Here is a 23,967-nt window from a genome sequence, read left to right on the forward strand (position 1 = left end):
GGCTGAACGGTTCGCGCATCGCTGCGGCGCATCGCCGCAGACGGGCGAGCGGGCTCTGGATCAATGCCGGGCAGCGGCGGATAATCCGCCGCTCCCGTGTCTGGCCCGTTCCTACAAGAGTCCGCTCATGAAGCTGAAGACCCTGCTCGTCCTGCTGTTGGCCGGTGCCGCCCTGGCCGGCTGCCACCGCCTCGACCCGAATTCCCCGCTGGCCAAGCGCCAGGCGATCTTCAAGCAGATGCTGCACGCCAGCGAGGACATGGGCGGCATGCTGCGCGGCCGCGTCGTCTTCGATGCCGAGAAGTTCCGCGCCAACTCGGTGAAGCTCAATGAACTGGCCAGCCAGCCCTGGCAGTACTTCCCCACCAGCAAACCGGCCGACGAGGGCGGCGACAGCCGCGCCAAGGATGACCTGTGGCAGCGCCAGCTGGAGTTCCAGGCCGACGCCAAGACCCTGCAGCAGGCCGCCGCCGCGCTGGAGACCAACACCCGCCAGGCCACCCCGACCGCCGACGGCGTGCGCAAGGATCTGGCCGCGGTGGAAGACGCCTGCGAGGCCTGCCACAAGAAATTCCGCGCGCTCTGACGGGCGCTTGGCTTTCGTGGGAGCGAGCTTGCTTGCGAATGGAGTTTTCCTGCCGCACTGTCGCTTCAGGTCGACTCCGCCCCTCTCCCCAGCCCTCTCCCTGAAGGGAGAGGGGGCTTGTCCGTGCCGAGAGAGGTGATGGTGTCAGCCGGAAACCGCTGGCGCTGCCGGTTGACTCAGGAATACCTGAGCACTCCGAACGGTCCCCTCTCCCTTCAGGGAGAGGGTTAGGAGAGGGGCGGACTTATCCCTGGCGCCATTGCCGCCGGGAGGCACCGTTCGCGAGCAAGCTCGCTCCTACAGGTAGCCGCTACTCCTCCAGCTCCCGCTTGGCCTGCTCCAGCTCGGCGCGGGCCTCGGCCAGCTTGTCCTTGCGCTTCTCGATCTTCTCCGCGTCGCCCTTGGCCATGGCCTTGCGCAGGTCGTTCTCGCGCTGGCTGACCTCGCGCTCGGCGTCCAGCACACGCTGGGTGCGCTTCTGCGCCAGGCTGCCGTCGGTGCAGTAGGTCCTCGCCTGCTCGAGGGCCGTCTCCAGGCCGGCGATGGCGCCCTTGTCGCCGCGTGCGCGGGCTTCCTCCAGCTTGCCGGCGATGGCCGCCTGCTTGGCGGCGCAGCCGGTCGGGGGTTGCGCGGACTCTGCGGCGAAGGCGCTGGCGGCGAACAGTGCGGCGAGGGTCAGGGTAATGGTTCGGAACATTCTCGGGTCCTGCGTTACCAAAAGGGATATCGATGCTGGCGAACGTCTAGAGTTTGCCATTAAGTGCGCGCGTGGGGGTTGCCCCACGGCAGTCCGCGGCCTGGTCGATCCGTTGAGCACGCTCCGTCGGGCGGAGCGGGGGAGGCTGGATGCGTATCGCGATTCGCCTGGTTCAGGCGCTGATCCTGCTGTTGCTGGCGGCCTTGCTGGTGGGCGCCTGGTACCTGCTGCCCGGCGAGCAGCTGCGCCCGCCGATGCTCACCGGGGTGAGCGAGGACAGCTCCTTGCGCGCCGGCGGCATGCGCCGTGGCTACGTGCTCTACGTGCCGCCCAACCTGGCGCCGAACCCGGCGCTGCTGGTGGTGCTGCACGCTTCGCGCAGCAATGGCCAGCTGATGCGCCGCGACAGCGGCTTCGGCTTCGACGCCCTGGCCGACCGCGACGGCTTCCTGGTGCTCTACCCGGACGGTTTCGAGGGCCACTGGAACGACTGCCGCAAGGCCGCCAGCTACAGCGCGCGGACCCGCGACATCGACGACGTGGCCTTCCTCACCCGGCTGGTGCGCCGGGTGCAGCGCGAGCGCCAGGTGGACCCGCAGCGGGTGTTCTTCGCCGGCTACTCCAACGGCGGGCAGATGGCCCTGCGCATGGCCGCGGAATCCAAACTGCCCCTGGCCGGCATCGCCCTGGTGGCGGCCAGCCTGCCGAGCGTGGAAAACGACGCCTGCGCGGCGCAGCAGCGGGCCGTGGCGGCGTTGCTGATGAACGGCACGCGCGACCCGATCAACCCCTACGACGGCGGGCGGGTGAAGCTGTTCGGCTTCGGCGACCGCGGCGAGGTGCTCTCCAGCGAGGCCTCGGCCGGTGAGCTGGCGCGGCGCAACGGCATCGGCGCGGCGGCGCAGCGCGAGCCGCTGACGCGCCCCGGCCCGGTCTGGTCGGAGCGCTGGCTGTGGCAGGGCGAAGGGCTGCCGCCGGTGGAACTGGTGAGCGTGCACGGCGGCGGCCACCTGTTGTCGCAGCCGGGCTATCGGCCGCCGCGCCTGCTCGGCATCGCCGACCCCGAGCTGGACGGGCCGGCGGAGATCTGGCGCTTCTTCAACCAGTTGCCGGTGGTTCAGACGTCCACGGTGCCGTAGGGGTCGAAGCCGCCCCTTTCGCCCGGGTAGCCGCCCGGGTTGGCCACCACCCGGGCACGGCCGATGCGGTAGTCCAGGGCATCGTGCACGTGGCCGTGCAGCCACAGGTCGCACTGCTGCACCAGCTGTTCCAGGTCCGAGGCGAAGGCCGGCGACAGGCTGTCGCCGACGTATTGCGGCGGGATGGAGCGGGCGCTGGGCGCGTGGTGGGTGACCACCACGCTCGGCCCGGCGAAGGGCTCGGCCAACTGTGCCGCCAGCCAGTCCCGCGAGGCCTGGAACAGCTGCTGGCTGAGCGCCGGGGTGAAGGGCGCGGTGAACCAGTCGATGCAGCTGAAGTCGGGCATCAGGCGCAGCGCGCGCTGCAGCGTCAGGGGCAGGGTTTCCTCGCCGTAGAGCAGGAAGTCCGTCCACAGGGTGGCGCCGAGGATGCGTACGCCATCGATGACCACCGCGTCGTTCTCCAGGAAGTGGATGTCCAGGGCGCGGGCCAGGTTGCGCATGGCCTGGGTCAGTTCGGGCAGGTCCGAGTCGTAGAACTCGTGGTTGCCGGCGACGTAGACCACCGGGGTGTCGGGAAAGGCCTCGCGGGCCCAGTGCAGGCCCTGCAGGTGCTCGTGGATGTCGCCGGCCAGCACCACCAGGTCGGCGTCCACCGCGGGCAGCTCGCGGCGGCCGCCGAAGTGTTCGTGGTGCAGGTCGGAGAGGACGCGGATACGCATGGCGGGGGCTCCTGGCTCGATCCGGCATTGTGCGGCAGGCCCGCGGACTTGCCCAGCGCTTGACCTGGGTCATGGCAAGCCCGATCGACGGATAATTCCCACACTTTATTCAGGGATGATTAAGGCCTCGCCGCCAGCTTCGAGCCAGCAAGGTAATCCACGGGAGGCCCCATGAAATTCGTCTGGATCGTCCTCGCCGCCGTGCTGGCGGCGTTCGGGCTGGCGCTGGTGCTCGATCCGCCCGCCACCTTCGATGTCTGGGTACTGCGCAAGCAGGCCATCCTGCTGAGCGGCGTCGCCGCCTTCGCGCTGATGTCGGCGATCATGCTCCTGGCGGTGCGCCCGGCCTGGCTGGAACGGCCGCTGGGCGGGCTCGACCGCATGTACCGCGCGCACAGGTGGGCGGGCATCCTGGCCATCGTCCTGGGCCTGCTGCACTACCTGATGGAACTGGGCGGGCCGCTGCTGGCGGCGTTCGTCGCCAAGCCGGCGAAGGGGCCGCGGGTGGAGACCTTCCTCGACGTCTTCCGTGGCTCGGCCAAGGAACTGGGCGAGTGGTCGGCCTGGCTGCTCGCCGCCATGCTGGTGCTGACGCTCTGGCAGCGTTTCCCGTATCACCTGTGGCGCTACGTGCACAAGGTGCTGGCGCTGGTGTACCTGGTGCTGGCCTTCCATGGCGTGGTGCTGGCGCCGGCCGGCTACTGGACGCAGCCGCTCGGCTGGCTGCTGGCGCTGTGCGCGGCGCTGGGCTCGGTGTGCGCGCTGATCGCCCTGAGCGGGCGCATTGGCCGGCGGCGCACGCACCAGGGCGTGGTGGTGGCGGTGGAGCGGCCCGGCGAGCGCATGCTGGAGGTCACCTGCCGGCTCGGCCGCGACTGGCGGCACAAGGCCGGGCAGTTCGCCTTCCTCACCTGCGACCGCCTGGAGGGCCAGCACCCCTTCAGCATTTCCAGCGCCGACCGCGGCAACGGCGAGGTGCGCTTCAGCATCAAGGCCCTGGGCGACTACACCCGGCGCCTGCAGGACGCCCTGGCGGTGGGTGATGCGGTGAAGGTCGAGGGACCCTACGGCTGCTTCGACTTCCGCCGTGGCGGCGAGCGCCAGGTGTGGATCGCCGGCGGCATCGGCATCACGCCCTTCCTGGCCTGGCTGGAGGCGCTGCAGCAGCACCCGGCCGATGCGCCGGAGGTGGAACTGCACTACTGCGTGCGCAGCCCCGCCGACGCCATCTACGCCGGGCGCCTGCGCGAGCTGTGCGACGGCCTGCCCAGCGTCGCGCTGAAGGTCCACTACAGCGCCGAGGAGGGCTACCTGCGCGGCGACGACCTGGCCATGGCGCCGGATGCCGACGGCCGCTGGCCGAGCCTGTGGTTCTGCGGCCCCCAGGGCCTGGCCGACCTGCTGCGCCGCGACCTCGGCCGGCGCGGCATGCCGGCGCGCAATTTCCACCAGGAAGCCTTCCGCATGCGCTGAGGGCTCAGAAGCCTTCCACCCCGGCGGCGGCGAGCTGCTCGCCCAGGCGTCGCACCTCGCCGTCGGCGAAAAAAGCCTGCAGCTGCCGGGCGCGGACCGCTCCGATGCCCGGCAGCTGGCGCCAGTCGCCCGCCTGCCGGGCGGCCAGTTCGGCCCAGCGCTCGTTCGCCGGCAGCTCGTCGGCCTGGGGCGCGCCGAGGGCCCGCAGCCAGCGCGCGAAGGGACGCTGCCTTGCGGCACGGAACTGGCGGTGGAGGGCCTCGCCGCCGGGGACCTGCCGCAGGCTCTGCGCGGAGAGTTCCAGCCAGTCCAGCAGCCCTTCCAGGTGGCCCGCCTGCAGCAAGGTTCGCCAGGTTCCAGGGCCGACGCCTTCCAGGGCCAGCCCCTGCTCGCCGCCCAGCCAGGCGAGGCGGGCGAGGAACTGTTCCTCGCAGCCGGGCGTCGCCCGCCAGCAGCTGAGCGCATGGTAGCGCCCGGGCTTCGGCGGCTCCACCGCAAGGCGCCGGGGCGAGCGCCAGACCACGCTTTCCAGACGCGGGATGGTCAGGCCGGCCAGGGCGATGGCCACCTGGTCGCCGGGGCGGATGTCCAGGGCCTGCCAGCGCCGCGTCGAGCCGAGGCTGACCTGGGCGATGCGGCGGTCGTCCAGCATCACCGGCTGCAGTTCCAGCAGCGGCGTCACCCGCCCGGTGCGGCCGATGCGGAAATGCACCCGGCGCACCTCGGCCAGGGCCTGGCGGTAAGGGTATTTCCAGGCCAGCGCCCAACTGGCGCCCCCGGCCTGCCAGGCATTCGCGGCGGGGCGCGAGCCCTGGCGGACGACGATGCCGTCGCTGGCGAAGGGCAGGGGGCTGCGGTACCAGTGTTCGCGCTGGCGGCGGATCGTCTCGAAGTCCGGTGCCGGCAGGGTGAGGGCGGCGCTCTCGGCGAAGCCCAGTTTTCGCATCAGCGCCAGGCGGGCCGGCATGTCCGTCGGGCCGAACGGCAGTTCCCAGACGAACAGCCCGACCTGCGCGACTTCCGCGCCCGGCTCGCTGCGCGCCATCAGCCCGGCCACCTTGCCGCGGGCGCCCAGGCCGCCCCGTTGCGCCTGCACGTGGCCCGGCAGGCGCCAGTAGAGTTCGCCCTGCAGCACCCGCCGGCCCGCGCCGGGCAGGCGCTGCGGCACGGCCGGCAGGCGGCGGGCATTGGCGGTCCAGTCCTGGCCGCGCAGGCCGTCGCCGCGGCTGATGGCCTGGCGCAGTTCGCCGTCCTGGTAGACCAGTGTCACGGCCACGCCGTCGACCTTGGGCTGCACCCAGAGGTCCTCGCGCCCCGCCACCCAGCGGCGGACGCCAGTGGCGTCGGCGGCCTTGTCCAGGCCGGTATGGGCCGCGGGGTGGCGCAGCTTGCCGCGGCTGGCCGAAAGCGGCGGGGGCGGCTCGATGGCGAGTTGTGGATAACAGCCGCGCCAAAGGCTGAAGCGTTGCCGGGCCTGGTCGTAGAGTTCATCAGCGATCGGGCTTGCGCCGCGCTGGTGGTAGGCCTGGTCCCAGGCTTCCAGTTGCTGGCGCAGGCCCAGCAGTTCTTCGCGGGCGCGCTGTTCGGGCCAGTCGGGGCAGGCCATGGAGAGGGTAGGGACGAGCAGCAGGGCTGAGGCGAGCAGGGCTTTCATCGGCGGGCTTTCTTGCGCCTGGAGGGGGTTCCAGGCTAGGCGCGCCGCTGCCGCGAAGGGGCCGGGTGGGACGTGGGAGGTTTCCGGGATGCGGCGTCATCGCGACCAGCGCTTTGTGGATGGATTCAGGGAGCGTCGTGATTCCACTTCACGCCGAACGGTCCCCTCTCCCGCTTGCGGGGGAGGGTTAGGGTGGGGGAGCGGAGTACAGGATTGGCAATGGAGTGTCGGCGAAGTCCATTGCCCTCACCCCAGCCCTCTCCCAGAGGGAGAGGGGGCCGTTCGGAGTGGGTGGATAACGCAGCGTTAGCCGGCAGGTTCGTAGGGCGTATAACCGTTCGCGGTTATACGCCGTTGGCCGGTGCGCCGATGCCCTTCATGGAACTGTAGGAGCGAGCTTGCTCGCGAACGGGGTTTGCCGGGGGTGTAGGTGGGGTTGAGAGCGCCCTCTCCCCAGCCCTCTCCCTGAAGGGAGAGGGGGCTGTTCGGAGTGGCCGGAGAATTCGAAGTCATCCTGAAGCGCCTAACCCCACCCCATACGAAAAATGCCGTTTCCCCTAACCAGAGAAACGGCACTCTTCCTTACAGCGAACAGCCCGCCGGAGCAGGCTGTTCTGTCGGGCAGACCTTACAGACCGGCCGCGTCACGCAGGGCGGCGGCCTTGTCGGTGCGCTCCCAGGTGAAGGCGGTGAAGGTGTCGTCGCCGTAGGTCAGCTCGTACGGGTTGCGGCCGAAGTGACCGTAGGCCGCGGTGGGCTGGTACATCGGGTGCAGCAGGTCGAGCATCTTGGTGATGGCGTACGGGCGCAGGTCGAAGTGCTCGCGGACCAGTTGGACGATCTTGTCGTCGCTGATCTTGCCGGTGCCGAAGGTGTTCACCGAGATGGAGGTCGGCTGGGCCACGCCGATGGCGTAGGACACCTGGATTTCGCAGCGCTCGGCCAGGCCCGCGGCGACGATGTTCTTGGCCACGTAGCGGCCGGCGTAGGCGGCGCTGCGGTCGACCTTGGACGGGTCCTTGCCGGAGAAGGCGCCGCCGCCGTGGCGGGCCATGCCGCCGTAGGAGTCGACGATGATCTTGCGCCCGGTCAGGCCGCAGTCGCCCACCGGGCCGCCGATGACGAAGTTGCCGGTCGGGTTGATGTGGAACTGGGTGTCCTTGTGCAGCAGCTCGGCCGGCAGCACGTGCTTGATGATCAGTTCCATCACGCCTTCGCGCAGGTCGGCGTAGGAGACGTCCGGGTTGTGCTGGGTGGACAGCACGATGGCGTCGATGCCTACCACCTTGCCACCTTCGTAGCGGCAGGTGACCTGGCTCTTGGCGTCCGGGCGCAGCCACGGCAGCAGGCCGGACTTGCGCGCCTCGGCCTGGCGCTCGACCAGGCGGTGGGAGAAGCAGATCGGCGCCGGCATCAGCACGTCGGTCTCGTTGCTGGCGTAGCCGAACATCAGGCCCTGGTCACCCGCGCCCTGGTCTTCCGGCTTGGCGCGGTCGACGCCCTGGTTGATGTCCACGGACTGCTTGCCGATGATGTTCAGCACGCCGCAGGTGGCGCCGTCGAAGCCGACGTCGGAGCTGTTGTAGCCGATGTCGATGATGACCTTGCGCACCAGGTCTTCGAGGTCGACCCAGGCCGAGGTGGTGACTTCGCCGGCGATGATGGCGACACCGGTCTTCACCAGGGTCTCGCAGGCCACGCGGGCGTACTTGTCCTTGGCGATGATGGCGTCGAGCACCGCGTCGGAGATCTGGTCGGCGATCTTGTCCGGATGGCCTTCGGATACGGATTCGGAGGTGAAAATCGAGTATTCGCTCATCTAACGGTTCCTGTCTTTACCGGTGGGTGAGGACGCTTCGCGAATCCGGCTTGGCGAAATGCCGCACCTGGATCTGAAAGCCATTACGTAAACCAATGTACAAGCTCTCGCCGGGGGCGAGCCCCGCGGCATCGGCCCAAAGGGCCAGGTCTTCCTGTTCGAACCCCAGCCAGAGGTCCCCGCAGGCTTCGCGGGCCCAGCTCTGGTCGTGGCTGCACAGTTCGGTCACCAGCAGGCTGCCGCCCGGCTTCACCAGGCGCGCCAGCTGGCGCAGGGCCTCGGCGGGCGCCGCGAAATGGTGCAGCACCATGTTCAGCACCACGCAGTCGGCCGGTTCGGCGGCGTCGCGCAGGGCGTCGGCCAGGTCCAGCCGCACGTTCGTCAGCCCTGCCTCCAGGCAGCGCCGGCGGGCCAGGTCGAGCATGGCCACGCTGTTGTCCAGCGCGGTCACCCGCGCGAAGCGCCGGGCCAGCTCGGGGAGGAACCCGCCGTCGCCGGGGCCGACTTCCAGCGCCGTGGCGCCGGGGGCGAAGCTCAGTGCGTCGAGCAGCGCCAGAACGCTTTCGCGGTATTGCGGCAGCCCCGCGATCAGGTCCTGCGTGGCCTGGAACTTCTCCGCGCTGCGGGCGAAGTAGTCGCGGCTGACCGCCGCACGCTGGGCATGCACCGCGGCGACGCGGGCGTCCACCTCGGCCGGCAGCGCCAGCTCGTCCACTTCCGCCAGCAGCGCCCCGTGCAGCTTGCCGCCGAGGCTGTCGGCCTGGGGCAGGGCGCGGCGGTAGAAGATCGCGTTGCCTTCGCGGCGCGTCGCCACCAGGCCGGCCTGGGCCAGCACCTTGAGGTGGTGGCTCATGCCCGACTGGCGGATGGCGAAGATCTGCGCCAGCTCCAGCACGCCGAACGAATCGTTGGCCAGCACCCGCAGCACGTTCAGCCGCAGCGGGTCGCCGCCGGCCTTGCACAGCGCGGCCAGCTCGTCGCAGGCATCGTGGCGGATCAGGGGCATGCGCAGGCTCATAGGGGGCGGAGTCTAGAGGCCCGCGGCGATGGTGGCAACGGCTGTATCAAAAAGTTTTGATATTGGAGACGGAAGGTAGCGGCAAGCTGCAGGCCACAAGCTGCAGGCAGGAGCTGGACGGGCCCGCCGCCTGCCGCCTGTAGCCTGCGGCCCGATTGTCATTGCCCCGCGATGGCCGGCTGGGCGAAAATGGCCGCCTTTTTTCATCCCTTCGATCAATCGAAGCAGCCCCCGCAGGAGATTCAGCGATGCCCAGCCGTCGTGAGCGAGCCAATGCCATCCGCGCACTGAGCATGGATGCCGTGCAGAAAGCCAACAGCGGCCACCCCGGTGCCCCCATGGGCATGGCGGACATCGCCGAAGTGCTCTGGCGCGACTACCTCAAGCACAACCCGGTGAACCCGCAGTGGGCCGACCGCGACCGCTTCGTGCTGTCCAACGGCCACGGCTCGATGCTGATCTACTCGCTGCTGCACCTGACCGGCTACGACCTGGGCATCGAGGACCTGAAGAACTTCCGCCAGCTCAACTCGCGCACCCCGGGCCACCCGGAGTACGGCTACACCGCGGGCGTGGAGACCACCACCGGCCCGCTCGGCCAGGGCATCGCCAACGCCGTGGGCATGGCCCTGGCGGAGAAGGTGCTGGCCGCGCAGTTCAACCGCGAAGGCCACGCCATCGTCGACCACTACACCTACGCCTTCCTCGGCGACGGCTGCATGATGGAAGGCATTTCCCATGAAGTCGCCTCCCTGGCCGGCACCCTGCGCCTGAACAAGCTGGTCGCCTTCTACGACGACAACGGCATCTCCATCGACGGCGAGGTCCACGGCTGGTTCACCGACGACACCCCGAAGCGCTTCGAGGCCTACGGCTGGCAGGTGATCCGCAACGTCGACGGCCACGACGCCGACGAGATCAAGACCGCCATCGAGACCGCGCGCAAGAGCGACGCGCCGACGCTGATCTGCTGCAAGACCGTGATCGGCTTCGGCTCGCCGAACAAGCAGGGCAAGGAAGAGTGCCACGGCGCGCCGCTGGGCAACGACGAGATCGCCGCCACCCGCGCCGCCCTGGGCTGGAACCACGGCCCGTTCGAAGTCCCCGCCGAGATCTACGCCGAGTGGAACGCCAAGGAAGCCGGCGCCGCCCGCGAAGCCGAGTGGAACCAGCGCTTCGCCGCCTACCAGGCCGCCCACCCGGAACTGGCCGCCGAGTTCCAGCGCCGCATCAAGGGTGAACTGCCGGCCGACTTCGCCGAGCAGGCCGCCGCCTACGTCGCCGAGGTCGCCGCCAAGGGCGAGACCATCGCCAGCCGCAAGGCCAGCCAGAACGCGCTGAACGCCTTCGGCCCGCTGCTGCCGGAACTGCTGGGCGGCTCCGCCGACCTGGCCGGCTCCAACCTGACCCTGTGGAAGGGCTGCAAGGGCGTGACCCCGGCCGACGCTTCCGGCAACTACGTGTTCTACGGCGTGCGCGAGTTCGGCATGAGCGCCATCATGAACGGCGTGGCCCTGCACGGTGGCTTCATCCCCTACGGCGCGACCTTCCTGATCTTCATGGAATACGCCCGCAACGCGGTGCGCATGTCCGCGCTGATGAAGCAGCGCGTGCTCTACGTGTTCACCCACGATTCCATCGGCCTGGGCGAGGACGGCCCGACCCACCAGCCCATCGAGCAGCTGGCCAGCCTGCGCCTGACGCCGAACCTGGACACCTGGCGCCCGGCCGACGCGGTCGAGTCCGCGGTGGCCTGGAAGTACGCCATCGAGCGCAACGACGGTCCCTCGGCGCTGATCTTCAGCCGCCAGAACCTGCCGCACCAGGCGCGCGACGCCGAGCAACTGGCCAACGTCGCCCGCGGCGGCTACGTGCTCAAGGATTGCGCCGGCGAGCCGGAACTGATCCTGATCGCCACCGGTTCGGAAATCGGCCTGGCCGTGCAGGCCTACGACAAGCTCAGCGCCGAAGGCCGCAAGGTGCGCGTGGTATCCATGCCCTCCACCAGCGTCTTCGAGCAGCAGGATGCCGGCTACAAGCAGGCCGTGCTGCCGGTGCAGGTCGGTGCGCGCATCGCCATCGAGGCCGCCCATGCCGACTACTGGTACAAGTACGTGGGCCTGGAAGGCCGGGTGATCGGCATGACCACCTTCGGCGAGTCGGCCCCGGCCCCGGCGCTGTTCGAGCACTTCGGCTTCACCGTCGACAACGTGCTGGAAGTGGCCGCCGAGCTGCTCGACGCCTGATGCCGTGAACGCCGGGGCGCCACGCGCGCCCCGGCGAACCAAGGGATAACAATGTCCAAGCGCCCTTACCGTGTCGCCCTCAATGGCTACGGCCGCATCGGCCGTTGCGTGTTCCGCGCCCTCCACGAGCGCGGCGCGAAGGCCGGCTTCTCCGTGGTCGCGCTGAACGACCTGGCCGACCTGGCGAGCCTGGAATACCTGACCCGCTTCGACTCCACCCACGGCCGCTTCCCCGGCGAGGTGAGCGTGGCCGACGGCTGCCTGCACGTCGGCGGCGACTGCGTGAAGGTGCTGCGCCAGGCCGAGCCCGAGGCCATCGACTGGGCCGCGCTGGACGTCGACCTGGTGCTGGAGTGCTCCGGCGTCTACCACAGCCGCGCCGATGGCGAGCGCTTCCTCGCCGCCGGCGCGCCGCGGGTGCTGTTCTCCCAGCCCATGGCCAGCGAGGCCGACGTCGACGCCACCGTGGTCTTCGGCATCAACCAGCAGCAGCTGTCCGGCGCCGAGAGGCTGGTGTCCAACGCCTCCTGCACCACCAACTGCAGCGTGCCGCTGCTCAAGCTGCTGAACGAGGCGGTGGGCATCGAGTACGTGTCGATCACCACCATCCACTCGGCGATGAACGACCAGCCGGTGATCGACGCCTACCACCACGAGGACCTGCGCCGCACGCGCTCGGCGTTCCAGTCGGTGATTCCCGTTTCGACGGGGCTCGCGCGGGGCATCGAGCGCCTGCTCCCGGAACTTGCCGGGCGTATCCAGGCCAAAGCCATCCGGGTGCCGACGGTGAACGTCTCGGCGCTGGACATCACCCTGCAGGTTTCCCGCGACACCAGTGCCGCGGAGATCAACCGGGTGCTGCGCGAGGCCGCCAGCAGCGGGCCGCTCAAGGGCCTGCTGGATTACACCGAACTGCCCCACGCCAGTTGCGACTTCAACCACGACCCGCACTCGGCGATCGTCGACGGCAGCCAGACCCGCGTCTCCGGGCCGCGCCTGGTGAACCTGCTGGCCTGGTTCGACAACGAGTGGGGCTTCGCCAACCGCATGCTCGACACCGCGGGGCACTTCCTGCGGGTCGCCGCCAGTGAACGTTAAACACACAGCCCATACAGGACTGACGTCATGACCGTTTTGAAGATGACCGACCTCGACCTCCAAGGTAAGCGCGTGCTGATCCGCGAGGACCTCAACGTGCCGGTGAAGGACGGCGTGGTGAAGAGCGACGCCCGCATCCTGGCCGCGCTGCCCACCCTCAAGCTGGCCCTGGAGAAGGGCGCGGCGGTGATGGTCTGCTCGCACCTGGGCCGCCCCACCGAGGGCGAGTTCTCCGAGGAGAACAGCCTCAAGCCGGTCGCTGATTACCTGAGCAAGGCCCTGGGCCGCGACGTGCCGCTGGTGCGTGACTACCTCGACGGCGTCGAGGTCAAGCCGGGCGAGCTGGTGCTGTTCGAGAACGTGCGCTTCAACAAGGGCGAGAAGAAGAACGCCGACGAGCTGGCGCAGAAGTACGCCGCGCTGTGCGACGTCTTCGTCATGGACGCCTTCGGCACCGCCCACCGCGCCGAGGGCTCGACCCACGGCGTGGCCAAGTTCGCCAAGGTCGCCGCGGCCGGCCCGCTGCTGGCTGCCGAGCTGGACGCCCTGGGCAAGGCCCTGGGCAACCCGGCCCGGCCGATGGCCGCCATCGTCGCCGGCTCCAAGGTGTCCACCAAGCTCGACGTGCTCAACAGCCTGGCGCAGATCTGCGACCAGCTGATCGTCGGCGGCGGCATCGCCAACACCTTCCTCGCCGCGGCCGGCTACAAGGTCGGCAAGTCGCTGTACGAAGCCGACCTGGTCGACACCGCCAAGGCCATCGCGGCCAAGGTCAGCGTGCCGCTGCCGGTGGACGTGGTGGTGGCCAAGGAATTCGCCGAAAGCGCCGTTGCGACCGTCAAGGCCATCGCCGACGTCGCCGACGACGACATGATCCTCGACATCGGCCCGCAGACCGCCGCGCAATTCGCCGAGCTGCTGAAGTCGTCGAAGACCATCCTGTGGAACGGCCCGGTGGGCGTCTTCGAGTTCGACCAGTTCGGCGAGGGCACCAAGACCCTGGCCCTGGCCATCGCCGAGAGCCCGGCCTTCTCCATCGCCGGTGGCGGCGACACCCTGGCGGCCATCGACAAGTATGGCGTGGCCGAGCGGATCTCCTACATTTCCACTGGCGGCGGCGCCTTCCTCGAGTTCGTCGAGGGCAAGGTCCTGCCGGCCGTGGAGGTGCTGGAGCAGCGCGCCAAGCCGTAAGCGCACGAGCGATTCGGGGCAACCTTGCGGCGTCCTCGGGGGTCACAACCTTCGAGGACGGGACAAAGGAGAGCAATCATGCCCCACGTCGCCCTTGGCTTCGCGTTTTGCCTGATACTGGCCGGCTGCAGCGGTGCTGGCGGCAAGCCCGCCACCTGCGAGCTGGTCAGCCCGCCCGAGGTGATGGTCCCCAGCGACCAGAACCGCGAGCGGGTGGAGAGCCTGAGTACCGGCGATCCGACCCCGGCCGGGAAACCGGTGAACTGCCCCTGAACGGGGGCGCCGGTGCGGCGCGGGGCTGAATGGACATACGGCATCGCCGTGAGAGGGAGAATTGCCCGATGAAGCGTTACCTCGCCGCCCTGGCCCTGGGCGCCCTGCTGGCCGGTTGCTCCAGCCACCCCGCGGGGAGCGGCGCCGGCGCCGCCAAGGGGGCGGGTGGAACCACTGGACCTGCGACAGCGGCGCCGTGGTGATCTGGCGCTACGTCGAGGGTACCCGCTCGTCGGTGGTGGACCTGCGCCTGGGTGAGGACGACGTCGTCCATCACCTGGAGGAGGAACCCGGCGGCTCCGGTGCTTTCTATAGCGACGGACTGGTCGGTTTCAGCGTTACCGGCGACCAGGGGCTGATCTACTGGGTGGAGAGCAACGACCTGATCGGCCGCGGCTGCCACGCACGCTAGCTCCGGTATGGCGCCGTGCGGCGCAACAGACTTGAATGCAGCCTGCCCCTGCGGCAGGCTGTCGAACCATAGAACGAGCCCAACTTCCTGGGAGAAGTGAAAACATGGCACTCATCAGCATGCGCCAAATGCTGGACCACGCCGCCGAGTTCGGCTACGGCGTCCCGGCTTTCAACGTCAACAACCTCGAGCAGATGCGCGCCATCATGGAAGCGGCCGACAAGACCGATTCCCCGGTGATCGTGCAGGCCTCGGCCGGCGCCCGCAAATACGCCGGCGCGCCCTTCCTGCGCCACCTGATCCTGGCGGCCATCGAGGAATTCCCGCACATCCCGGTGTGCATGCACCAGGACCACGGCACCAGCCCGGACGTCTGCCAGCGTTCGATCCAGCTGGGCTTTTCCTCGGTGATGATGGACGGCTCGCTGAAGGAAGACGGCAAGACCCCGGCCGACTACGACTACAACGTCCGCGTAACCCAGCAGACCGTGGCCTTCGCCCATGCCTGCGGCGTGTCCGTGGAAGGTGAGCTGGGCTGCCTGGGCTCCCTGGAAACCGGCATGGCCGGCGAGGAAGACGGCGTCGGCGCCGAAGGCGTGCTGGACCACAGCCAACTGCTGACCGACCCGGAAGAAGCCGCCGACTTCGTCAAGAAAACCAAGGTCGACGCCCTGGCCATCGCCATCGGCACCAGCCACGGCGCCTACAAGTTCACCAAGCCGCCGACCGGCGACATCCTCGCCATCGACCGCATCAAGGCGATCCACGCGCGCATCCCCGGCACCCACCTGGTGATGCACGGCTCCTCCTCGGTGCCGCAGGACTGGCTGGCGATCATCAACGAGTTCGGCGGCGAAATCCCGGAAACCTACGGCGTTCCGGTCGAGGAAATCGTCGAAGGCATCAAGTACGGCGTCCGCAAGGTGAACATCGACACCGACCTGCGCCTGGCTTCCACCGGCGCCATCCGTCGCTTCCTGGCGAAGAACCCGAGCGAATTCGACCCGCGCAAGTACTTCGCCAAGACCATCGAAGCCATGCGCGATGTCTGCATCGCCCGCTACGAAGCCTTCGGCACCGCCGGCCACGCCTCCAAGATCAAGCCGATCTCCCTGGAAGGCATGTTCCAGCGCTACGCCAAGGGCGAGCTGGAGCCGAAGATCAACTGATCCGGCCCCGCCCCCGAAGAGCCCCGCCCCGGCGGGGCTCTTTCGTATCCACGCCCCCGGAGGCCGCCATGCGTTGGCTCGTTCCCCTGCTGATGCTCCTGCTCGCCGGTTGCGCTGCGCAGCCGCCCGGCCCGCCTGCGCCCGCCGAAGCCCCCGCGCCGCGAGCGCCCACGCTCGATTTGCCGGCGGATGCGCAGAACTGCCTGAGCCATACCGAGTGCACGCTGAAGACCTCGCGCTCGCTGCTGTTCGTCTTCGACTACGCCGCGGCCGGCGCGCCGCTGGTGGTCAGCGAAGGGCGCCTGCTGAGCACTCCGGAGAAGGTGCCGAACCGGGGCTGGCCGGCGCTGCGCATCCAGCTCGCCGAGCCCGATGGCGGGCGCTTCGAGTTCCACAGCCAGTGCCGGCAGAAGCGCTGCCGGATCAGCGAGGCCAGGCTGCTCGCCTGCTACCGCGACTACCTCGAAGGCCAGGCCTGCCGGCTGCGCTGAGTGTGCTATACCGGAGGGCGATCCCCTACAGGAGAGCCGTTCCATGGACAGCGTTCACGCCAGCGCCCAGCAGGGCTTCGGCCAGGAGGCCGAGACCTACGCCCACGGGCGCCCCGAATACCCCGACGAACTGCTCGGCTGGCTCGACGGCAGCCTCGGCATCCATGCCGCCAGCAAGGTGGCCGACCTGGGGGCCGGCACCGGCAAGTTCACCCGCCTGCTGCTGCGCACCGGCGCCGAAGTGACCGCCATCGAGCCGATGGCGGCCATGCGCGAGCGCCTGCACCAGGAGCTGCCCGACGTGCGCGTGCTGGAAGGCACCGCCCAGGGCATGCCGCTGGCCGACGCCAGCCTGGACGCGGTGCTCTGCGCCCAGGCCTTCCACTGGTTCGCCAAGCCCGAGGCGCTGCGCGAGATCCATCGCGTGCTGCGCCCGCGCGGCCACCTGGGCCTGGTGTGGAACGTGCGCGACGAGCGGGTGGACTGGGTCGCCGAACTGGCCCACATAGTCGCGCCCTACGAGGGCAGCACCCCGCGCTTCCACACCGGCGAATGGCGCCGCGCCTTCGCCGGCGCGCCCTTCGGCCCGCTGCAGCTGCGCGAGTTCAGCTACCGCCACGTCGGCCCGCCGGAGCAGGTGATAGTGGCGCGGACCCTGTCGATCAGCTTCATCGCCGCGCTGCCGGCGGAGCAGAAGGCGCGGGTCGAGCAGCGCCTGCGCGAGCTGATCGCCAGCCACCCGGCGCTCAAGGACCAGGCCGAGGTGGCCTTCCCCTACCGTACCGAAGCCTATTCGGCGGTGGTGCTGGACTGAGACTGCGAAGGGGCGCGCGGATCGGCTAGACTGCGCGCCCGTCACCACGACCCGACCTCCATGCAACCGCTCCGCTACCTCCAGGCCTACCCGCAACAGCTGCAGGACCAGGTCCGCCAGCTAATCGCCGAGGACCGCCTGGGCGAGTACCTGCAGCGCCGCTATCCCGCTCGCCACGAGGTGCAGAGCGACAAGGCGCTGTACGCCTACGCCATGCAGCTCAAGCAGGAGCACATGCGCAACGCGCCGGCGGTGGACAAGGTGCTCTACGACAGCAAGCTGGACGTGGTGCAGCGCGCCCTGGGGCTGAACACCGCGATCTCGCGGGTGCAGGGCGGCAAGCTGAAGGCGAAGAAGGAGATCCGCGTGGCCTCGCTGTTCAAGGACGCGGCGCCGGAGTTCCTGAAGATGATCCTGGTGCACGAGCTGGCGCACCTGCGCGAGCGCGACCACAACAAGGCCTTCTACCAGCTCTGCGAATACATGCTGCCGGGCTACCACCAGCTGGAATTCGACCTGCGCGTCTACCTGACTTGGCGCGAGCTGGGCTGAGGCCCCGGCGCCTGGCGCGCCAGGATGCCGCGGGAAGCTCCCGGCGATCGGATGGGGGTCGACCGCACAGGAGCCTTCCCCCGCCGCACCCGGAGAGTAATCAAAACGCTTGGCACATTGCCATCAGTCTTTTCGGAATTTTTTCCCATTCGGGGCAAAAAACGTTTCCGTGCCCCCGGGGCGGCCGGCGTGGCCGGTGAGCCCAATCGCGGACGGAGTCCGCTCCTACACCGGTGCTTCCTGGAACTGTAGGAGCGGACCTTGTCCGCGATAGCCGGATGTATCGGCGCGTTTCGCGGATGAGATCCGCTCCTACGCCGCCCCACCCGCACCATTCCCTGTAGGAGCGCGCCCTGCGCGCGAATCGCGGGCAGGGCCCGCTCCTACAGGCTAGCGGGAGGCATGATATTCCTCCTGTAGGAGCGGACCTTGTCCGCGATAGCCGGATGTATCGGCGCGGTTCGCGGATGAGATCCGCTCCTACGCCGCCCCACTCGCGCCATTCCGATGTAGGAGCGCGCCCTGCGCGCGAATCGCGGGCAGGGCCCGCTCCTACAGGCTAGCGGGAGGCATGATATTCCTCCTGTAGGAGCGGACCTTGTCCGCGATAGCCGGATGTATCGGCGCGGTTCGCGGATGAGATCCGCTCCTACGCCGCCCCACCCGCGCCATTCCGATGTAGGAGCGCGCCCTGCGCGCGAATCGCGGGCAGGGCCCGCTCCTACAGGCTAGCGGGAGGCATGATATTCCTCCTGTAGGAGCGGACCTTGTCCGCGATAGCCGGATGTATCGGCGCGTTTCGCGGATGAGATCCGCTCCTACGCCGCCCCACCCGCGCCATTCCGATGTAGGAGCGCGCCCTGCGCGCGAATGGCGGGCAAGGCCCGCTCCTACAGGCTGCCGGGAGGCATGATATTCCTCCTGTAGGAGCGGACCTTGTCCGCGATAGCCGGATGTATCGGCGCGGTTCGCGGATGAGATCCGCTCCTACGCCGCCCCACCTGCGCCATTCCGATGTAGGAGCGCGCCCTGCGCGCGAATCGCGGGCAGCGTCCGCCGAACGTCAGCCCACAAAAAACGCCGTTCCCCTCGTCAGGAGAACGGCGTTCTCGCAAAGCCAGCGTGCGCGATCAGAACAGGTCCATCGGCGCGCCTTCGTCGGCCGGCAGCGGCGTGCCCGGCGCACCGCTGCCCAGTTCGCTCATGGGCGGCGGGGTGTCTTCGCTCTTGAACAGCTCGAAGTAGGCGCCCGGTGTGCCCGGCGGCGCGGCGCGGCCGCTGAGCGGGTCGATGCGCAGGCTGACCAGGCCGGAGGGCTCGGGCAGCGTGTGCGAGGGCTTGTCCTTGAGCGCCGCGCCCATGTAGCGCATCCAGATCGGCAGCGCCACGTTGCCGCCGAACTCGCGGCGGCCGAGGCTTTCCGGCTGGTCGAAGCCGACCCATACGGTGGTCATGTAGTCGGCGTTGAAGCCGGAGAACCAGGCATCCTTGGAGTCGTTGGTGGTGCCGGTCTTGCCGGCCAGGTCGTCGCGCTTGAGCGCCAGGGCACGGCGGCCGGTACCGCGCTTGATCACGTCCTGCAGCATGCTGGTCATGATGTAGGCGGTGCGGGCGTCGATGATGCGCTCGGCCGGGGCCGGTTCGAGGGTGGTTTTCGCATGGGCCGGGTCATCGTCCTGCGCCGGCGCGGCGACGGGCTGCGCGGCCTCCTTGTCGGCGACCTGCGGGTTGTCCTCCACCGGCACGCTGGGCGGGTTGGCCTGGTACAGCACCTGGCCGTCGCGGCTTTCGATGCGTTCGACCACGTAGGGGCTGATCTTGTAGCCGCCGTTGGCGAAGGTGCTCCAGGCGCCGGCGATCTCCAGGGGCGTCAGGGTCGCGGTGCCCAGCGCCATGGACAGGTTCGGCGGCAGTTCCTGGGCGTCGAAGCCGAAGCGGCTGATGTACTGGCGCGCGCGCGCCACGCCCAGGGCCTGCAGGGTGCGGATCGAGACCATGTTGCGCGACTTGTACAGTGCCTCGCGCAGGGGGATGGGGCCGAGGAAGGTGTTGGTGTCGTTCTTCGGCCGCCAGACCTTGTCCAGGTACTCGTCGACGAACACGATGGGCGCATCGTTGACCAGGCTGGCGGCGGTGAAGCCATTGTCCAGCGCGCAGCTGTAGATGAACGGCTTGAAGCTGGAGCCGGGCTGGCGCTTGGCCTGGACGGCGCGGTTGTAGCTGCTCTGCTCGAAGGAGAAGCCGCCGACCAGGGCCATGATGGCGCCGTTGTCCGGGTTCAGCGAGACCAGCGCGCTCTGCGCCGCCGGCACCTGGGTCAGGCGCAGGGCGCCGTCGTCCTTGCGCTGCACGCGGATCACGTCGCCGGGCTGCAGCACGTCGCCGGGCTGGCGCGGCGCCGGGCCCATGCTGTTGCTGCTGAGGAAGGGGCGGGCCCACTTCATGTTGTCCCAGCTGATGGTGTCGTCCTTGCCGTCGCGGGTGACGACCATCACGCCGCTCTTCTCCACGCGGGTGACGATGGCCGGCTCCAGGCCGCCGATCGGGCGCTGCTGGGCCACGGCCAGGCGCCAGGCGTCCAGCGACTTGCCCGGCAGGCGCGCCTCGGGGCCGCGGTAGCCGTGGCGCTGGTCGTATTCCTGCAGGCCTTCGCGCAGGGCGTCGTTGGCGTATTGCTGCAGGTCGCTGTGCACCGTGGTGTAGACCCGGTAGCCCTCGGTATAGGCGTTGCCGCCGTAGCGGCCGACCATCTCGGCGCGGGCCATCTCGGCGATGTAGGGGGCCGCCAGCTCCGGGCTCGCCACGTGGTAGGAGGCGCCCACCGGCTCGGCGACGGCCTCCTGGTAGCGGGCCTGGTCGATGAAGCCGAGCTTGTTCATCCGCTCGAGGATCCAGTTGCGCCGCTCGAGGCTGCGGCTGGCGTTGGCCAGCGGGTTGTAGCGCGAAGGCGCCTTGGGCAGGCCGGCGATCATCGCCATCTGCGCCAGGCTCAACTCCTTGATCGACTTGCCGTAGTACACCTGGGCGGCGGCCTCGATGCCGTAGGCGCGGTTGCCGAGGTAGATCTTGTTGACGTACAGCTCGAGGATCTCGTCCTTGGTCAGTTCGCGCTCGATCTGCAGGGCCAGGAGGATTTCGGTGATCTTGCGCGAGAAGCTGCGCTCGTTGGTGAGGAAGTAGTTCTTCGCCACCTGCATGGTGATGGTGCTACCGCCGGTCTGGATGTGACCGGTCGACAATAATTGCGCGGCAGCGCGCATCAGGCTCTTCACGTCCACGCCATAATGGTTGGCGAAATTGTCGTCCTCTGCCGACAGAAGGGCATGGATGAAATCCGGGGGATGTCAGCGAAACGGATAGGCGTGCGGCGCATCTCGCCGAACTCTGCTATCAATTTGTTATCACTGCTGTAAACCCGCAGCGGAATCTGCAGCTGCACGTTGCGCAGGGCGTCGACCGAAGGCAGGCTGGGGCTCAGGTACAGGTAGGCGCCACTTAAACCGAGCAGCACTCCACAAAAAAGGGTGACGCAAGTCCACCACAGAAACTTCAGCAGGCGCATTGGCAGGTCTTGGATTTCCAGGGAAAAGAGAGAGTTAAGCGAAAGGCGCGGCGAAAAGGGAAAAGCTGATCACATTATAAGCAGTTTTTTTGCCGGCGAGCTATTTGCGCGGGTGTCAAGTCTGGTATCTAATGTCAAAAAACATAAATCGTCCGTAAGTCTCGGATGCTGATAGGAAATCAGTCGTGCTAGGGCTCTTCACTAAGAAAGCGAACACACTGCTGGGGATCGACATCAGTTCGACTTCGGTCAAACTCCTCGAGTTGAGCCGTTCGGGCGGGCGCTACAAGGTAGAGGCCTACGCCGTCGAGCCGCTTCCGCCGAACTCGGTGGTCGAGAAAAACATCGCCGAACTGGAGGGGTCGGCCAGGCGCTGTCGCGGGTGGTCGCCAAGGCGCGCACCGGCGTGAAGACGGCTGCCGTGGCGGTCGCCGGCTCGGCGGTCATCACCAAGACCATCGAGATGGACGGCGGGCTTTCCGAGGACGAGCTGGAGAACCAGCTCAAGATCGAGGCCGACCAGTACATTCCCTACCCCCTGGAGGAGGTCGCCATCGACTTCGAGGTCCAGGGCGTCTCCGCGCGCAATGCCGAACGCGTCGACGTGCTGCTGGCGGCCTGCCGCAAGGAGAACGTCGAGGTGCGCGAGGCCGCGCTGGCCCTGGCCGGGCTCACCGCCAAGGTGGTGGACGTCGAGGCCTATGCGCTGGAGCGCGCCTTCGGCCTGCTCGGCGACCAGCTGGGCGGCAACGCCGACGAGCTGACCGTCGCGGTGGTCGACATCGGCGCCACCATGACCACCCTCAGCGTCCTGCACCACGGCCGCACCATCTATACCCGCGAGCAGCTGTTCGGTGGCCGCCAGCTCACCGAGGAGATCCAGCGCCGCTACGGCCTGTCGGTGGAGGAAGCCGGCCTGGCCAAGAAGCAGGGTGGTCTTCCGGATGACTACGACAGCGAAGTGCTGCAACCGTTCAAGGATGCGGTGGTGCAGCAGGTCTCGCGCTCCCTGCAGTTCTTCTTCGCCGCGGGCCAATTCAACGACGTCGACTACATCCTGCTCGCCGGCGGCACGGCCTCGATTCCCGACCTGGACCGGCTCATCCAGCAGAAGATCGGCACCCCGACGCTGGTGGCCAACCCCTTCGCCGACATGGTGCTGAGCGGCAAGGTGAATGCCGGGGCGCTGGCCAGTGACGCGCCGGCGCTGATGATTGCCTGCGGTCTGGCGATGAGGAGTTTCGACTGATGGCGCGCATCAACCTACTGCCATGGCGGGAGCAGCTGCGCGAGGAGCGCAAGCAGCGCTTCCTGATCGCCCTGGGCGGCGTGCTGCTGCTGTCCGGCGGCCTGGTCTTCCTCGGTGACCAGTACTTCAGCTCGGCGATCGAGAACCAGAGTGCGCGCAACGACTTCCTGCGCAAGGAAATCGCCGTGCTGGACGCGCGCATCAAGGAGATCAGCGAGCTGAAGACGCGTCGCCAGCAACTGCTGGAACGGATGAAGATCATCCAGGACCTGCAGGGCAACCGGCCGATCATCGGGCGCGTCTTCGACCAGTTGGTGCGGACCCTGCCCGATGGCGTGTACTACACCGGCCTGAAGATGAACGGCCACACCATCGCCATCGCCGGCGCCGCCGAGTCCAACAATCGCGTGTCCAACCTGATGCGCAACCTGGACGCCTCCGACTGGCTGACCTCGCCCAACCTCACCGAGGTCAAGGCGATCACCCAGGGCGCCGTCGACCAGGCCAACACCTTCCAGCTCACCGTGCAGCAGACGCAGCCCGGCGAGAAGGTCAAGGAGCAGGAGAAGAAGACAGTCGCGCAAGGAGCCAAGAAATGAGTCTGGCCGATTCCCTGCAAAGCCTGCGCAAGATCGACATCAACGAGCTGGACTTCAACAACGTCGGTTCCTGGCCCGCCGCGGTCAAGGTGATCGCCGGCGCGCTGCTGATGGTGCTGGTGCTGGTGCTCGGCTACCAGTTCCACCTCAAGGACCTGCAAGGCGAGCTGGACCAGCGCCGGGCCGAGGAAGAGACGCTCAAGCAGCAGTTCGGCACCAAGGCCTTCCAGGCGGCCAACCTGGAAGCCTACAAGAACCAGATGAAGGAGATGGAAGAGTCCTTCGGCGCCCTGCTGCGCCAGCTGCCCAGCGACACCGAGGTGCCCGGGCTGCTCGAGGACATCACCCGTACCGGCCTGGGTAGCGGCCTGGAGTTCGAAGAGATCAAGCTGCTGCCGGAAGTCACCCAGCAGTTCTACATCGAGCTGCCGATACAGATCAGCGTGGTCGGCGGCTACCACGACCTGGCGACCTTCGTCAGCGGCGTGGCCAGCCTGCCGCGGATCGTCACCCTGCACGACTTCGAGATCAAACCCGTGAGTGCGGACAGTACCACCAAGCTGCGCATGACCATCGTGGCCAAGACCTACCGCTACAACGACAAGGGCGTGCAGGCCAAGCCGGCGGCCAACAAGGCGGGGGCGAAGAAATGAACAAGCGCCTGATGCTCTGTGGTCTGTTGCTGCTCAGCCTGAACGGCTGCGGTGCGGGCGGCGATTTCGCCGACCTGCAGGCGTACATGGACGAGGTCCGTGCGCGGCCCAAGGGCGCCATCGAGCCCCTGCCCAAGTTCCAGCCCTACGAGGCCTTCACCTACAACGCCTCGTCCCTGCGCAGTCCGTTCCAGCCGCCGGTGAAGATCGACCTGGCGATCAAGCAGAAGGGCTCCAAGGTGGTCAAGCCCGACGAAACGCGGGTCAAGCAGTTCCTCGAGGGTTTCAACATCGAGACCTTCGAGATGGTGGGCACGCTGTCCAATCAGGAGGGTACGTTCGCCCTGGTCCGCGGTGCAGGAGGGGTGCACCGGGTCAAGGTCGGCGATTACCTGGGGCGCAACGATGGAAAGATCGTTTCCATCAGCGAAGGCAAGATCGATGTAGTCGAGATCGTTCCTGACGGTGAGGGTGGCTGGCTCGAACGTCCGCGCAGCCTGACTCTCAAGGAGCGCTCCTAAGGGCGGGGATGACCATGGATAACAAACTG

18 protein-coding genes and 4 pseudogenes are annotated in these 23,967 nt (G+C 68.3%); 16 read left to right on the forward strand and 6 right to left on the reverse strand.

What is annotated here, in order from left to right; genetic code table 11:
* Positions 1-127 precede the first annotated feature (127 nt).
* Positions 128-586 carry a cytochrome c gene (locus PKO50_RS33110; protein ID WP_275628362.1) on the forward strand — a complete coding sequence of 153 codons (459 nt, stop codon included), beginning with the start codon at positions 128-130 and terminating at the stop codon, positions 584-586.
* A 310-nt stretch (positions 587-896) separates the two neighbouring features.
* On the opposite strand, the gene PKO50_RS33115 is transcribed toward PKO50_RS33110, so the two are convergent.
* On the reverse strand, positions 897-1,283 hold the full coding sequence (locus tag PKO50_RS33115) for a DUF1090 domain-containing protein (protein ID WP_275628363.1): 387 nt from the start codon (positions 1,281-1,283) through the stop codon (positions 897-899).
* A gap of 149 nt (positions 1,284-1,432) precedes the next feature.
* Here PKO50_RS33115 and PKO50_RS33120 point away from each other — a divergent pair, with 149 nt between their 5' ends.
* The gene (locus PKO50_RS33120; protein ID WP_275628364.1) at positions 1,433-2,422 is read left to right on the forward strand and encodes a PHB depolymerase family esterase; all 990 of its coding nucleotides are present in this window, start codon (positions 1,433-1,435) and stop codon (positions 2,420-2,422) included.
* On the opposite strand, the gene PKO50_RS33125 is transcribed toward PKO50_RS33120, so the two are convergent.
* Complete coding sequence (locus PKO50_RS33125) at positions 2,401-3,144, reverse strand: metallophosphoesterase (RefSeq protein ID WP_275628365.1); 744 nt, start codon at positions 3,142-3,144, stop codon at positions 2,401-2,403. The two genes, PKO50_RS33120 and PKO50_RS33125, sit on opposite strands and share 22 nt — an antisense overlap.
* 171 nt (positions 3,145-3,315) lie before the next feature.
* On the opposite strand from PKO50_RS33125, the gene PKO50_RS33130 reads away from it, so the two are divergent.
* The gene (locus PKO50_RS33130) at positions 3,316-4,617 is read left to right on the forward strand and encodes a ferric reductase-like transmembrane domain-containing protein (RefSeq protein WP_109937246.1); all 1,302 of its coding nucleotides are present in this window, start codon (positions 3,316-3,318) and stop codon (positions 4,615-4,617) included.
* Between the two features lie 4 nt (positions 4,618-4,621).
* On the opposite strand, the gene ligB is transcribed toward PKO50_RS33130, so the two are convergent.
* From ligB to PKO50_RS33145, 3 genes are all read right to left on the reverse strand, one after another.
* Positions 4,622-6,271, reverse strand: a complete 1,650-nt coding sequence (gene ligB, locus PKO50_RS33135) for an NAD-dependent DNA ligase LigB (RefSeq protein ID WP_275628366.1) — start codon at positions 6,269-6,271, stop codon at positions 4,622-4,624.
* Between the two features lie 628 nt (positions 6,272-6,899).
* On the reverse strand, positions 6,900-8,090 hold the full coding sequence (gene metK, locus PKO50_RS33140; RefSeq protein ID WP_109937002.1) for a methionine adenosyltransferase: 1,191 nt from the start codon (positions 8,088-8,090) through the stop codon (positions 6,900-6,902).
* A 16-nt stretch (positions 8,091-8,106) separates the two neighbouring features.
* Positions 8,107-9,108 carry a metalloregulator ArsR/SmtB family transcription factor gene (locus PKO50_RS33145; RefSeq protein WP_089389897.1) on the reverse strand — a complete coding sequence of 334 codons (1,002 nt, stop codon included), beginning with the start codon at positions 9,106-9,108 and terminating at the stop codon, positions 8,107-8,109.
* 248 nt (positions 9,109-9,356) lie between these two features.
* Here PKO50_RS33145 and tkt point away from each other — a divergent pair, with 248 nt between their 5' ends.
* From tkt to PKO50_RS33190, 9 genes and pseudogenes are all read left to right on the forward strand, one after another.
* Positions 9,357-11,354 (forward strand): transketolase, encoded by a 1,998-nt coding sequence (tkt, locus tag PKO50_RS33150; protein ID WP_275628367.1) that lies wholly within the window; start codon positions 9,357-9,359, stop codon positions 11,352-11,354.
* A 51-nt stretch (positions 11,355-11,405) separates the two neighbouring features.
* Entirely contained in the window at positions 11,406-12,452 is a 1,047-nt protein-coding gene (gene epd / locus PKO50_RS33155; protein ID WP_109937000.1) for an erythrose-4-phosphate dehydrogenase, read from the forward strand.
* 27 nt (positions 12,453-12,479) lie between these two features.
* Positions 12,480-13,643, forward strand: a complete 1,164-nt coding sequence (locus tag PKO50_RS33160; protein ID WP_275628368.1) for a phosphoglycerate kinase — start codon at positions 12,480-12,482, stop codon at positions 13,641-13,643.
* Positions 13,644-13,721: 78 nt separating this feature from the next.
* The gene (locus PKO50_RS33165; RefSeq protein WP_275628369.1) at positions 13,722-13,916 is read left to right on the forward strand and encodes a hypothetical protein; all 195 of its coding nucleotides are present in this window, start codon (positions 13,722-13,724) and stop codon (positions 13,914-13,916) included.
* A gap of 68 nt (positions 13,917-13,984) precedes the next feature.
* Positions 13,985-14,328 (forward strand): annotated as a pseudogene (locus tag PKO50_RS33170) (MliC family protein).
* 104 nt (positions 14,329-14,432) lie between these two features.
* Positions 14,433-15,497 (forward strand): class II fructose-bisphosphate aldolase, encoded by a 1,065-nt coding sequence (fba, locus tag PKO50_RS33175; protein ID WP_089389902.1) that lies wholly within the window; start codon positions 14,433-14,435, stop codon positions 15,495-15,497.
* 68 nt (positions 15,498-15,565) lie between these two features.
* Positions 15,566-16,011: pseudogene (locus PKO50_RS33180) on the forward strand (hypothetical protein); the annotation flags it as partial.
* Between the two features lie 20 nt (positions 16,012-16,031).
* On the forward strand, positions 16,032-16,802 hold the full coding sequence (locus PKO50_RS33185) for a class I SAM-dependent methyltransferase (protein WP_109933138.1): 771 nt from the start codon (positions 16,032-16,034) through the stop codon (positions 16,800-16,802).
* 60 nt (positions 16,803-16,862) lie between these two features.
* Positions 16,863-17,354 (forward strand): M48 family metallopeptidase, encoded by a 492-nt coding sequence (locus PKO50_RS33190; protein ID WP_089389905.1) that lies wholly within the window; start codon positions 16,863-16,865, stop codon positions 17,352-17,354.
* 1,130 nt (positions 17,355-18,484) lie between these two features.
* Here PKO50_RS33190 and PKO50_RS33195 read toward each other — a convergent pair.
* A pseudogene (locus tag PKO50_RS33195) lies at positions 18,485-20,916 on the reverse strand (penicillin-binding protein 1A).
* Positions 20,917-21,101: 185 nt separating this feature from the next.
* Here PKO50_RS33195 and PKO50_RS33200 point away from each other — a divergent pair.
* The 4 genes and pseudogenes from PKO50_RS33200 (at position 21,102) to pilP (ending at position 23,938) form a co-directional block, all read left to right on the forward strand.
* Positions 21,102-22,165: pseudogene (locus PKO50_RS33200) on the forward strand (pilus assembly protein PilM).
* Positions 22,165-22,764 carry a type 4a pilus biogenesis protein PilN gene (pilN, locus tag PKO50_RS33205; RefSeq protein WP_275628370.1) on the forward strand — a complete coding sequence of 200 codons (600 nt, stop codon included), beginning with the start codon at positions 22,165-22,167 and terminating at the stop codon, positions 22,762-22,764. Before PKO50_RS33200 ends, pilN begins: the two are co-directional and overlap by 1 nt.
* Complete coding sequence (pilO, locus tag PKO50_RS33210) at positions 22,761-23,417, forward strand: type 4a pilus biogenesis protein PilO (protein WP_109933142.1); 657 nt, start codon at positions 22,761-22,763, stop codon at positions 23,415-23,417. The genes pilN and pilO overlap by 4 nt, the downstream gene beginning before the upstream one ends.
* Entirely contained in the window at positions 23,414-23,938 is a 525-nt protein-coding gene (gene pilP, locus PKO50_RS33215; RefSeq protein ID WP_089389909.1) for a type 4a pilus biogenesis lipoprotein PilP, read from the forward strand. Before pilO ends, pilP begins: the two co-directional genes overlap by 4 nt.
* The last annotated feature ends 29 nt before the right edge of the window (positions 23,939-23,967 follow it).

This window comes from Pseudomonas sp. 273 (genome assembly GCF_029201425.1).
Lineage (GTDB): Bacteria > Pseudomonadota > Gammaproteobacteria > Pseudomonadales > Pseudomonadaceae > Pseudomonas > Pseudomonas delhiensis.

Excerpts from the sequence above, each read along its gene's own strand:
- tkt (WP_275628367.1), top strand. The coding sequence starts at position 9,357 with ATGCCCAGCCGTCGTGAGCGAGCCAATGCCATCCGCGCACTGAGCATG.
- PKO50_RS33115 (WP_275628363.1), bottom strand. The coding sequence starts at position 1,283 with ATGTTCCGAACCATTACCCTGACCCTCGCCGCACTGTTCGCCGCCAGC.
- pilN (WP_275628370.1), top strand. The coding sequence starts at position 22,165 with ATGGCGCGCATCAACCTACTGCCATGGCGGGAGCAGCTGCGCGAGGAG.
- PKO50_RS33165 (WP_275628369.1), top strand. The coding sequence starts at position 13,722 with ATGCCCCACGTCGCCCTTGGCTTCGCGTTTTGCCTGATACTGGCCGGC.
- metK (WP_109937002.1), bottom strand. The coding sequence starts at position 8,090 with ATGAGCGAATACTCGATTTTCACCTCCGAATCCGTATCCGAAGGCCAT.
- PKO50_RS33125 (WP_275628365.1), bottom strand. The coding sequence starts at position 3,144 with ATGCGTATCCGCGTCCTCTCCGACCTGCACCACGAACACTTCGGCGGC.
- epd (WP_109937000.1), top strand. The coding sequence starts at position 11,406 with ATGTCCAAGCGCCCTTACCGTGTCGCCCTCAATGGCTACGGCCGCATC.
- pilO (WP_109933142.1), top strand. The coding sequence starts at position 22,761 with ATGAGTCTGGCCGATTCCCTGCAAAGCCTGCGCAAGATCGACATCAAC.
- PKO50_RS33130 (WP_109937246.1), top strand. The coding sequence starts at position 3,316 with ATGAAATTCGTCTGGATCGTCCTCGCCGCCGTGCTGGCGGCGTTCGGG.
- PKO50_RS33110 (WP_275628362.1), top strand. The coding sequence starts at position 128 with ATGAAGCTGAAGACCCTGCTCGTCCTGCTGTTGGCCGGTGCCGCCCTG.
- ligB (WP_275628366.1), bottom strand. The coding sequence starts at position 6,271 with ATGAAAGCCCTGCTCGCCTCAGCCCTGCTGCTCGTCCCTACCCTCTCC.
- PKO50_RS33185 (WP_109933138.1), top strand. The coding sequence starts at position 16,032 with ATGGACAGCGTTCACGCCAGCGCCCAGCAGGGCTTCGGCCAGGAGGCC.
- fba (WP_089389902.1), top strand. The coding sequence starts at position 14,433 with ATGGCACTCATCAGCATGCGCCAAATGCTGGACCACGCCGCCGAGTTC.
- PKO50_RS33120 (WP_275628364.1), top strand. The coding sequence starts at position 1,433 with ATGCGTATCGCGATTCGCCTGGTTCAGGCGCTGATCCTGCTGTTGCTG.
- PKO50_RS33190 (WP_089389905.1), top strand. The coding sequence starts at position 16,863 with ATGCAACCGCTCCGCTACCTCCAGGCCTACCCGCAACAGCTGCAGGAC.
- pilP (WP_089389909.1), top strand. The coding sequence starts at position 23,414 with ATGAACAAGCGCCTGATGCTCTGTGGTCTGTTGCTGCTCAGCCTGAAC.
- PKO50_RS33145 (WP_089389897.1), bottom strand. The coding sequence starts at position 9,108 with ATGAGCCTGCGCATGCCCCTGATCCGCCACGATGCCTGCGACGAGCTG.
- PKO50_RS33160 (WP_275628368.1), top strand. The coding sequence starts at position 12,480 with ATGACCGTTTTGAAGATGACCGACCTCGACCTCCAAGGTAAGCGCGTG.